At 68.5% G+C, this 10,776-nt stretch carries 11 protein-coding genes; 10 read left to right on the top strand and 1 reads right to left on the bottom strand.

Features of this window, described 5'->3' with window-relative positions; genetic code table 11:
• Positions 1 to 170 precede the first annotated feature (170 nt).
• From ACYSUO_RS10520 to ACYSUO_RS10475, 10 genes are all read left to right on the top strand, one after another.
• Complete coding sequence (locus ACYSUO_RS10520) at positions 171 to 779, top strand: CDP-alcohol phosphatidyltransferase family protein (protein WP_461775787.1); 609 nt, start codon at positions 171 to 173, stop codon at positions 777 to 779.
• A gap of 112 nt (positions 780 to 891) precedes the next feature.
• On the top strand, positions 892 to 3,387 hold the full coding sequence (locus ACYSUO_RS10515; RefSeq protein ID WP_461775786.1) for a sugar phosphate nucleotidyltransferase: 2,496 nt from the start codon (positions 892 to 894) through the stop codon (positions 3,385 to 3,387).
• 88 nt (positions 3,388 to 3,475) lie between these two features.
• Positions 3,476 to 4,381, top strand: a complete 906-nt coding sequence (locus ACYSUO_RS10510; protein WP_461775785.1) for a DUF881 domain-containing protein — start codon at positions 3,476 to 3,478, stop codon at positions 4,379 to 4,381.
• A complete protein-coding gene (locus ACYSUO_RS10505; protein ID WP_266722032.1) occupies positions 4,378 to 4,710 on the top strand; it encodes a small basic family protein in 333 nt (110 codons plus the stop codon). The genes ACYSUO_RS10510 and ACYSUO_RS10505 overlap by 4 nt, the downstream gene beginning before the upstream one ends.
• A 5-nt stretch (positions 4,711 to 4,715) precedes the next feature.
• Positions 4,716 to 5,702 (top strand): DUF881 domain-containing protein, encoded by a 987-nt coding sequence (locus tag ACYSUO_RS10500; RefSeq protein ID WP_461775784.1) that lies wholly within the window; start codon positions 4,716 to 4,718, stop codon positions 5,700 to 5,702.
• 122 nt (positions 5,703 to 5,824) lie between these two features.
• Complete coding sequence (locus ACYSUO_RS10495) at positions 5,825 to 6,733, top strand: FHA domain-containing protein (RefSeq protein ID WP_461775802.1); 909 nt, start codon at positions 5,825 to 5,827, stop codon at positions 6,731 to 6,733.
• A 27-nt stretch (positions 6,734 to 6,760) separates the two neighbouring features.
• Positions 6,761 to 7,489 (top strand): transcriptional regulator FtsR, encoded by a 729-nt coding sequence (gene ftsR / locus ACYSUO_RS10490; RefSeq protein ID WP_461775783.1) that lies wholly within the window; start codon positions 6,761 to 6,763, stop codon positions 7,487 to 7,489.
• An 86-nt stretch (positions 7,490 to 7,575) separates the two neighbouring features.
• A complete protein-coding gene (locus tag ACYSUO_RS10485) occupies positions 7,576 to 8,049 on the top strand; it encodes a bifunctional nuclease family protein (protein ID WP_006123076.1) in 474 nt (157 codons plus the stop codon).
• A 192-nt stretch (positions 8,050 to 8,241) separates the two neighbouring features.
• Positions 8,242 to 8,901, top strand: a complete 660-nt coding sequence (locus ACYSUO_RS10480) for a MerR family transcriptional regulator (protein ID WP_461775782.1) — start codon at positions 8,242 to 8,244, stop codon at positions 8,899 to 8,901.
• A 46-nt stretch (positions 8,902 to 8,947) separates the two neighbouring features.
• On the top strand, positions 8,948 to 10,369 hold the full coding sequence (locus ACYSUO_RS10475) for a DNA polymerase IV (RefSeq protein WP_461775781.1): 1,422 nt from the start codon (positions 8,948 to 8,950) through the stop codon (positions 10,367 to 10,369).
• On the opposite strand, the gene ACYSUO_RS10470 is transcribed toward ACYSUO_RS10475, so the two are convergent.
• Complete coding sequence (locus tag ACYSUO_RS10470; protein ID WP_461775780.1) at positions 10,312 to 10,686, bottom strand: PRC-barrel domain-containing protein; 375 nt, start codon at positions 10,684 to 10,686, stop codon at positions 10,312 to 10,314. The two genes, ACYSUO_RS10475 and ACYSUO_RS10470, sit on opposite strands and share 58 nt — an antisense overlap.
• Positions 10,687 to 10,776: the final 90 nt, after the last annotated feature.

The raw sequence follows: 10,776 nt of genomic DNA, 5'->3' as shown, positions 1-10,776 counted from the left end.
GCCGCCGAACTCCTTTTATGGAAAAGCCCGGGCCGGGATACGGTCCGGGCTTTTCTGTGTTTAGGGTGTGGGCGTGTACTGCGTTACGACGCCCCCATAGCTCAGGCCTCCTGACACTGAGGGTAAAGTCAGGGGGCATCGTTGGTTCGTTCCCCACAGGAGGCCCCCGGGTGGAGGTCCAGGAGACCCGTGTTCAGACGGACAGGGTCCTCACCATCCCGAACATCCTCAGCATGGCGCGTCTCGTCGGCGTGCCCCTCTTCCTGTGGCTCATCCTGCGCCCTGAGTTCGGGGGCCCCAAGAGTGACGGCTGGGCACTGCTCGTGCTGGCGCTCAGCGGCATCAGCGACTATCTCGACGGGAAGCTCGCGCGGCGCTGGAATCAGATCAGCAGCCTTGGCCGGCTGCTCGACCCGGCCGCCGACCGGCTCTACATTTTGTCCACGTTGGTGGGTTTGACCTGGCGTGACATTCTGCCCATTTGGTTGACCGCCGTACTTTTGGCGCGTGAACTGCTTCTGCTGGTGATGGTGGGGATCCTCAGGCGCCACGGCTATCCGCCGCCCCAGGTGAACTTCCTCGGGAAGGCAGCGACCTTCAACCTGATGTACGCGTTCCCCTTGCTGCTTCTGAGTGACGGAACGGGCTGGATCCACGAACTCGCTGCTATTTTCGGATGGGCGTTCGCCGGATGGGGTACGACGCTGTACTGGTGGGCAGGGATCCTCTACGTGGTTCAAGTCCGCCGGCTTGTCCGGGCGGACTCCACGGCCGATTGAGCTCGCCATTGCGCGTTGGCAGAGGCCAGATGTCCCGCCGTGAGAAGTGCGGGCCATTCAAGGCGGGTGAAGTCGGCTAGACCGTCGTCTCTTCAAGGAGGACGCTTCCGACATGAAGGCCGTCGTGATGGCCGGAGGCGAAGGCACACGCCTTCGCCCAATGACCTCGAGTATGCCCAAGCCGCTCCTGCCAGTGGCCAATCGGCCGATCATGGAGCATGTGCTCAGGTTGCTCAAGCGGCATGGGCTCAGTGAGACCGTGGTCACCGTGCAGTTCTTGGCTTCACTCGTCAAGAACTACTTCGGGGACGGCGAAGAGCTTGGAATGGAGCTCACCTATGCCAATGAGGAGAAGCCACTCGGCACTGCCGGCAGCGTGAAAAACGCTGAGGAAGCGCTGAAGGATGACTCTTTCCTTGTCATCTCGGGTGACGCCCTCACTGATTTCGACCTCACCGAGCTCATCGAATTCCACAAGGAAAAGGGTGCGCTCGTCACCGTCTGTCTGACGCGTGTGCCCAATCCGCTAGAATTCGGTATCACCATCGTCGACGAGGAGGGGAAGGTCGAGCGCTTCCTCGAGAAGCCGACCTGGGGGCAGGTCTTCTCGGACACGGTGAACACGGGCATCTATGTGATGGAGCCCGAAGTCTTCGACTACGTCGAGGCCGATGTCCCGGTGGACTGGTCCGGGGATGTCTTCCCGCAGCTGATGAAGGAAGGCAAGCCCATCTACGGCTACGTCGCCGAGGGCTACTGGGAGGACGTCGGTACTCACGAGAGCTATGTGAAGGCCCAGGCCGACGTCCTCGAAGGAAAGGTCGACGTCGAACTCGACGGGTTCGAGATCTCGCCCGGTGTCTGGGTGGCCGAAGGTGCCGAGGTGCACCCGGACGCCGTGCTGCGCGGGCCGCTCTACATCGGCGACTACGCCAAGGTCGAAGCGGATGTAGAGATCCGCGAGCACACGGTCGTCGGCTCGAACGTCGTCGTGAAGAGCGGGGCCTTCCTGCACAAGGCCGTCGTGCACGACAACGTCTACATCGGGGAGCACTGCAATCTGCGGGGCTGTGTGGTCGGCAAGAACACCGACATCATGCGGGCCGCGCGGATCGAGGACGGCGCCGTCATCGGCGACGAGTGCCTCGTCGGTGAGGAATCGATTGTCCAGGGCAATGTGCGGGTCTACCCGTTCAAGACCGTCGAGGCCGGCGCGTTCGTCAACACCTCGGTCATCTGGGAATCGCGCGGGCAGGCCCATCTGTTCGGGGCGAGGGGCGTCTCCGGGATCCTGAATGTCGAGATCACGCCCGAACTGGCCGTGCGGCTCGCGGGGGCGTACGCGACGACGCTGAAGAAGGGGTCGACCGTCACGACCGCGCGTGACCACTCCCGTGGTGCGCGTGCGCTCAAGAGGGCCGTCATCTCCGCGCTCCAGGCCAGCGCCATGGACGTAAGGGACCTGGAGAACGTGCCGTTGCCCGTGGCGCGGCAGCAGACGGCTCGGGGCAGTGCCGGCGGGATCATGATCCGTACGACGCCCGGGGTGCCGGACTCCGTCGACATCATGTTCTTCGACGAGCGCGGGGCCGATCTTTCGCAAGGCAGCCAGCGCAAGCTGGACCGGGTGTACGCGCGGCAGGAGTACCGCAGGGCGTTCCCCGGGGAGATCGGCGATCTGCACTTCCCGTCGAGCGTCTTCGACTCGTACACGGGGTCCCTGCTGCGGAACGTCGATACGACGGGGATCGCGGAGGCCGGGCTCAAGGTGGTCGTCGACGCGTCAAACGGAAGCGCCGGGCTCGTGCTGCCCAGCCTTCTCGGGCGGCTCGGCGTCGACTCCCTGACGATCAATCCCGGGCTCGACGAGTCCAGGCCCACGGAGACCGCCGACGCCCGCAGGTCCGGGCTCGTACGGCTGGGGGAGATCGTGGCCTCGGCGCGGGCCGCGTTCGGCGTGCGGTTCGACCCGGTCGGCGAGCGGCTTTCGCTGGTCGACGAGAAGGGGCGGATCGTCGAGGACGACCGGGCGTTGCTCGTGATGCTCGATCTTGTCGCCGCGGAGCGCAGGAGCGGGCGGGTGGCGCTGCCCGTGACCACGACCCGGATCGCGGAGCAGGTCGCCGCGTATCACGGGACGCAGGTCGAGTGGACGACCACGTCTCCCGACGACCTGACGCGCGTGGGGCGTGAGGACGGGACGATCTTCGGCGGGGACGGGCGGGCCGGGTTCATCATTCCCGAGTTCAGCAGCGTGTTCGACGGGGCCGCGGCGTTCGTGCGGCTCATCGGGCTCGTCGCCCGTACGCAGTTGACCCTCAGCCAGATCGACGCACGGATTCCGCGGGCGCATGTGCTCAAGCGGGATCTGGCGACGCCGTGGGCCGTCAAGGGCCTCGTCATGCGCCGTGTCGTGGAGGAGGCGGGCGAGCGGTCCGTGGACACGACCGACGGTGTACGGGTCGTGGAGGCCGACGGGCGTTGGGTGATGGTGCTGCCCGACCCGGCCGAGGCGGTCACCCACCTGTGGGCCGAGGGGCCGGACGACGCCTCGGCGCAGCAACTGCTCGACGAGTGGTCGTCCGTCGTGGACAGCGCCGGGCGCTGACCCGGATCCCTGCTGCTCGACGCCCAATTCGGGCGTCGGGCGGCAGGGCAGTGGGGTCGTTGGGTGACAGCGGCCGCGACGTGCGACGATGTGCGGCATGCCGCAGCAGCCCCCCAAACGGAGCACCCCAGAGCGCCCCTCGCGCCCCGACGCCTCCATGTCGCTGCTGACCAACGTCATGGATCACAGCCTGGACGACGGATATGCGGAGGCCACCGCGCGCAAAGAGGCGCTGGGGCAGAGCGGTTTGCCGAAGACGCTGCGGGCGAAGCTGGGGCTCGCGGCCGGACTTGTGCTCGCCGCGCTTGTGGTGACGGTGGGCGCGGCGCAGGCCCGCGTCACCGCGCCGGTGGTGGCCAAGGAGCGCGAGGAGCTCATCGACCGCATCGACCAGGAGACCGAGTCCGCCGACCAACTGGAGGGGCAGGTCGACTCGCTGCGCGGGCGCGTGGGGGAGATGCAGCGCGAGGCGTTGAAGAAGCACGGTGGTGAGCAGGCGGAGTTGGCGGGAGTGCTCTCCGGCGCCGTCGCCGTGCACGGCCCCGGTGTGAAGCTCGTCATCGACGACGCCAAGTCGGCCACCACGGGCGACGGCAGCGGTCCGCGCGAGAGCAACGGTTTCTCCGACACGGGCCGCGTACGCGACCGGGACATGCAGCGCGTCATGAACGGTCTCTGGCAGTCCGGCGCCGAGGCCATCAGCATCAACGGGCAGCGCCTCACCTCGCTGTCCGCGATCAGGGCCGCGGGTGACGCGATACTGGTCGACAACAAGCCGCTGGTGCCGCCGTACACGGTGCTCGCGGTGGGGGACGGACAACGGCTGAGCACCCGGTTCCAGAACAGCCCCGACGGTCTCTATCTGCACGCGCTGCAGGAGAACTTCGGGGTCAGGACCAGTATTTCGGCTCAGGACGACATCGAGCTTCCTGCCGCACCCAGCGTGATCGTACGTACAGCACAGCCGAGAGCAGAGCAGAAGGGCACATCGTGATCGCCGTACTGGGCCTCGTCGTGGGAGTCGTGGTCGGACTTTTCGTCCGGCCCGAGGTTCCGGCGGTCGTCGAGCCTTACCTCCCCATCGCCGTCGTCGCGGCGCTGGACGCGGTGTTCGGGGCGCTGCGCGCCATGTTGGACGGGATCTTCGACGACAAGGTGTTCGTCGTCTCGTTCCTGTCGAACGTCGTCGTGGCCGCGCTGATCGTCTTCCTGGGCGACAAGTTGGGCGTCGGCGCGCAGCTGTCGACCGGTGTCGTCGTGGTGCTCGGCATCCGCATCTTCTCCAACGCGGCCGCGATCCGGCGGCATGTGTTCCGGGCGTGAGGCCGATGAGTCAGAACGAGAACGAAGAGAACGCAGAGAACCGCGAGAACCCGCGGGGCGTGCAACCGGACGGCGGGACCGACCAGTTGCGCAAGGAGCTCTCCAAGGAGCTGCCCCCCGAGGTGCCGCCGGCGAACCGTGCGGCGGAGCGGGAGGCAGAGGCGGCTCCGGCCGAACCCGAGGCGCCCGAACCCCGGGCGCCCGAACCGGAGCCGGCAGGCCCGGATGACCGTCCGGACGCCGGGCCGGAGGTCGTCGAGCCCGAACTGACCGGGCGGCAGCGGCTCGTGAAGGGTCTGTGGCCGCCGCGCGCGTCACGTGCCCAACTCATCATGGCCGTGCTGCTGTTCGTCCTGGGGCTCGGGCTCGCCATCCAGGTGCGGTCCACCAGCGACAACAGCGCGCTGCGCGGTGCGCGTCAGGAAGATCTCGTTCGCATTCTCGATGAACTGGATGATCGAACTCAGCGTCTTGAGGATGAGAAGCAAGGTCTCGTGGACCAGCGCACCGAGTTGGAGAACAGCTCGGACCAGGCCGACGAGGCCCGCAAGCAGACGGCCGAGAAGCAGAAGCAGCTCGGCATTCTGGCGGGCACGACGGCCGCGCAGGGCCCCGGGATCACCATGACCGTCACCGACACGAAGGGGGCCGTGGAGGCGGACATGCTGCTCGACGCGGTCCAGGAGCTGCGCGCCGCCGGCGCGGAGGCGATTCAGGTGAATGATGTCCGCATCGTGGCCAACACGTATCTGACGGACGGCAGCGGAGGGAAGGGGATCAGTGTGGACGGGCACGAGATCAGCCGCCCCTACCGGTTCAAGGTCATCGGCAAGCCGCAGGACCTGGAGCCGGCCCTGAACATCCCCGGGGGTGTCGTGCAGACGCTGGAGAAGGAGCAGGCCACGGTGGCCGTGAGCCGCTCGAACAAGATCGTCGTGGATGCCTTGCGATCGGCGCAACGGCCTGATTACGCTCGGTCGTCCTCGGAGTGAAGCCGGGGGTGCATGGTGGATACCGTGCGAGGGCATGAGGTTGCGGGGGGTCGCCGCAGCAAGGGTGGTGCGCGTGGTGGAAACTGTTTGGCGGATACGGACGTTGTGAGGGTGTCCGTGTCATTGATGTACGCGATGTACGCCGATGTGTGCAGTCAGGGTTCGTCCTGCCCCACGGGCGGGTCTGTTTCGGTCAAGGGGAATCGCCCGTGAAGTTGTTTGCGAAGTTGTTCGGCAAGAGCCGTGAGGACGCGCGTCACCGTGCGCCGCGGCAAGGGGACGCCCCGGAGACGCAGGTGGGCGAGCGCCCGCTGTTCCGGGACCAGGTCGCCGGAGACAATTCGGGCGGACAGGGCGCGTCGTCTGTTGACCCTGCCGGTTCCGGCCGCATAGGTTTCGGAGAACCGTCAACCTCAAGTACGGGTGGAGGGTTTGCCCCCGACCCGTACGCGTCCCACGCCCCCGCGGGGCAGCCGCGGCAGGAGGATCCGTCCATGTCGGCCCTGGTGTGTACGAGGTGCGGAAACCGGAACGGGGAGAACAGCCGGTTCTGCTCCAACTGCGGTGCGCCGCTGCGCGGCGGTGCGGCGCCGGAGGGGCCGTCCGAGACGACGTCCACGATCTCCATCTCCGGCCTCGAGTCCTACGACCCGGAGGCGACGGGTCAGACGCAGCTTCCGGCCCTCTCTCCCGAGGCGCAGGCGGCGGTCGACGCGCTGCCGCTGGGCTCGGCGCTCCTGGTGGTGCGGCGCGGTCCGAACTCGGGCAGCCGCTTCCTCCTGGACGGCGAGCTGACCACCGCGGGGCGCCACCCGCAGAGCGACATCTTCCTGGACGACGTGACCGTGTCGCGCCGCCACGTGGAGTTCCGTCGCCTGCAGGACGGCTCGTTCACCGTCGCCGACGTCGGCAGCCTCAACGGCACGTATGTGAACCGTGAGCGCATCGACTCGGTGACGCTGAACAACGGGGACGAGGTGCAGATCGGCAAGTACCGGCTGGTGTTCTACGCGAGCCAGCGCGGTATCTGAACCGTCCGCGACCCTTCAGGAAGGTCCATGCTGCACACGACGAGTGGCGGTGCCCCCGGGGGCACCGCCACCACGGACAGTCGGCTGATGAGCATCGGCACCGTACTGAACGTGCTCCGAGAAGAGTTTCCCGAAGTCACCATCTCCAAGATCAGGTTCCTGGAGTCCGAGGGCCTCGTCGAGCCGCGGCGCACGCCCTCGGGCTACCGGAAGTTCAGCCCGGACGACGTCGAGCGGCTCGCCCATGTGCTGCGCATGCAGCGGGACCACTACCTGCCGCTGAAGGTCATCAAGGAGCAGCTCGACGCCCTGGAGCCGGGCGAGACGCTGCCCGTGCCCGCGCCGGGACGCCCCGGCGACGCGGAGGACGGCACCGATGTGCCGACGGCCGCGCGAGTCGGCCGGGACGAATTGCTGGCCGCCGTCGGCGTCGAGGAGCACGAGCTCGACGAATGGGAGTCGTACGGGCTCCTCACGCCGCTGCCCGACGGTGGCTACGACGCGTCCGCCGTGTCGGTCGCCGAGCTCATCGGCGAGCTGGCCCGGTTCGGGATCGGGCCGCGGCACCTGCGGGTCATGCGGGCGGCCGCGGACCGGGAGGCCGGCCTGGTGGACCAGGTGGTGGCCCCCCTGAAGGTGCACCGCAACCCGCAGACGCGGGCGCACGCCGAGGCCCGCGCCAAGGAGCTCGCAGGCCTCACAGTGAGGCTGCACTCGGCACTTGTGCAGACCGCGCTCGGGGTGCGTCTGCCCTGATCGCGGGCTCGGGTGAGCACCGACGGCCCGGTCCTCGGTGGATGCCCGACTACCCAAACCGACCGGGCACGTCCTAGGGTTGCTGTGTGAACGAGCTCGACGTCGTAGGTGTCCGGGTCGAAATGCCCTCCAACCAGCCGATCGTGCTCCTGCGTGAAGTGGGAGGCGACCGGTACCTCCCCATCTGGATCGGACCGGGGGAGGCGACCGCGATCGCCTTCGCCCAGCAGGGCATGGCGCCCGCGCGTCCGCTGACGCACGACCTTTTCAAGGATGTCCTTGAGGCGGTCGGCCAGGAGCTCACGGAAGTGCGCATCACGGACCTGCGCGAAGGCGTCTTCTACGCGGAGCTGGTGTTCGCGAGCGGGGTCGAGGTCAGCGCCCGCCCGTCGGACGCCATAGCCCTCGCACTGCGCACCGGTACGCCGATCTACGGCAGTGACGGGGTCCTGGACGATGCGGGGATCGCGATCCCCGACGAGCAGGAGGACGAGGTGGAGAAGTTCCGCGAGTTCCTCGACCAGATCTCTCCCGAGGACTTCGGCACCAACAGCCAGTGACCGGTCGGCCGACGGCCGGGCCCGGGCGTCGAGCGGCGGCGCCCTCGGGACATTCGGCTAGCCTTTCCCGGCGGTGGGCCACGGGAAACCACTCTTAGGGTGATTATCACTCGGCGTGCCTAGTGTGGCGTTCGTTGACGCACCCCCTGTGACTGCCTACCGTCGACAAGGCAGGTCAATGAGGAGGTCGGCGTGAGAAGCAGCGGCGACGGTACGGCGACGGGCGGACCGTACCTTCCCCCGAGCTCTCGAATGAGCTCGAGCAGGGGGTACCCCCTCCACGGCGGCGCGGCCGATCACACTCCGCAGCGCCCACAGGCCGTGCCTGTGGTGGCGGGGAACAGCGGCGAGGCCGCTTCCGAGCAGCTGGGATACCGGGGGCCGACGGCATGTGCGGCGGCCGGCATCACCTACCGGCAGCTCGACTACTGGGCCAGGACCGGCCTTGTCGAACCCAGTGTGCGCTCCGCGTACGGATCGGGGACACAGCGGCTCTACAGCTTCCGGGACGTCGTCGTCCTCAAGGTCGTCAAGCGGTTCCTGGACACGGGCGTCTCCTTGCAGAACATCCGGGCGGCCGTGCAGCACCTGCGCGAGAGCGGCTTCCGGGACCTGGAGCGGATGACGCTGATGAGCGACGGCGCGACCGTGTACGAGTGCACGTCGCCGGATGAGGTGCACGATCTGCTCCAGGGCGGCCAGGGGGTCTTCGGGATCGCCGTGGGCGTGGTCTGGCGGGACGTGGAGGCCGCGCTCTCGCAGCTGCACGGTGAGCGTGTGGACACCGGCGAGACGATCGTGCCGCCGAACCCCACGGACGAGCTCGCGAGGCGGCGGGGCAGGGCCGTGTGAGGTCCGTACGGCCGCGTTGTCAGTGGCGTAGGGCAGCATCAGTGATGTGAGAACCGCGCCCACCATCCTGCATCTCGACATGGATGCCTTCTACGCCTCTGCGGAGCAGGCGGCGAAGCCGAGCCTGCGCGGGAAAGCGGTCGTCGTGGGCGGGCTCGGTCCGCGCGGTGTCGTGGCCACGGCGTCGTACGAGGCGCGGAAGTTCGGGGTGCACTCGGCGATGCCGATGGGACAGGCGCGCCGGCTCGCCCCGCATGCCGCCTACCTGGTGCCGCGCTTCCGGCTCTACCGGGAGATCAGCGAGCAGGTGATGGGGCTCCTCGGCGCCCTTTCGCCGCTCGTGGAGCCGCTGAGCCTGGACGAGGCGTTCGTCGATCTGGAGGCCGGTGAGGCGGCCTGGGACGCCGCTTCGGCGGAGGCCGTGGGGCGGCGGCTGCGGGCCGACATCCGGCGTGTGACCGGGCTGACCGGGTCCGTGGGGCTCGCCGCGTCCAAGATGCTCGCCAAGATCGGCTCGGAGGAGGCGAAGCCGGACGGGCTCGTGCTCATACGCCCCGGTACCGAGCGCGCGCTGCTCGGGCCGCGGTCCGTGCGGATCCTGCCCGGCGTCGGGCCCGCGACGGCGGATCATCTGCGGCGGGCCGGGATTCTGACCGTGGAGGAGATCGCGGGGGCCGGCGAGGACGAGCTGGTGCGCCTCCTCGGGAAGGCGCACGGCAGCCATCTGTACGAGATGGCGCTGGCCCGCGACGAGCGGCCGGTCGTCGCCGAGCGGGACTCCAAGTCGGTATCGGTCGAGGACACGTACGACGTGGACATCCATGACCGGGTGCGGGTCCGGATGGAGGTGCGCAGGCTCGCCGGCCGGTGCGTGGAGCGGCTGAGAGCGGCCGAGCGCTCGGGGCGGACCGTGGTGCTCAAGGTGCGGCGCTACGACTTCTCGACGCTGACGCGCTCCGAGACGCTGCGGGGGCCGACGGACGACCCCGGGGTGGTGCGGGAGGCCGCGGCGCGGTTGCTGGAGAGCGTGGACACGACCGGTGGTGTGCGGTTGCTGGGGGTCGGTGTCAGCGGGCTCGCCGACTTCACGCAGGAGGACCTGTTCGCGCAGTTCGCCGCCGCGGAGGAAGCGGCCGCGGAGGAAGCGGCCGCCGAGGAGCCGGAGGGGGAGGCGGACGCGGCCGAGCCGGTGGAGGCCGCCGAGCCCGTCGAGCGGCGATGGCTGGCCGGGCACGATGTGCGGCATGCCGAGTTCGGGCCCGGGTGGGTGCAGGGCAGCGGGCTGGGGCGGGTGACCGTGCGGTTCGAGACGCCGTATGCGCTGGTGCCGGGGCGGGTGCGGACCTTCCGGGTCGACGATCCCGAGCTGGAGTCGGCGGATCCGCTTCCGCTGGTGGAGGGCGCCGAGGTTCAGGTCGGGTCGTCCTCCGCGCCCGCGACCTTGCCGAATGTGACGTCGGGCGACTGAGGAGCCGTGATGTCCAGACCGTAGTGGTCGTAGAGCTGGAGTTCCTGCTCGGGGGAGAGGTGGCGGCCGACGCCGAAGTCGGGGGAGTCCTTGATCAGGGAGCGCTCGAAGGGCACGTGCAGCGTGCCGTCCGTGAAGTCGCTGGGTTCGAGCGGGACGAAGGCGTCGCGGCTGAACAGGCCGGTTCGTATCGCGGCCCACTCCGGTTCGCCCGTCGCGTCGTCGAGGTACACCTCGTCGATGGTGCCGATCTTGGCTCCGTTGCGGTCGAACGCCTTGCGGCCGATCAGATTGCGCGGATCAACATCGGTCTGCACGGGCCCTCCAACTGATCGCGATGATCGCAACTCGTCTGTAAGCACTACGAAAGAGCACATTGCGGAAGGCGGCCACTCGGGGGCTGCGGC

This window comes from Streptomyces sp. UC4497 (genome assembly GCF_054871485.1).
Note: the sequence above shows the minus strand (reverse complement) of the source record. Positions and strands in the feature narration are given on the sequence as shown.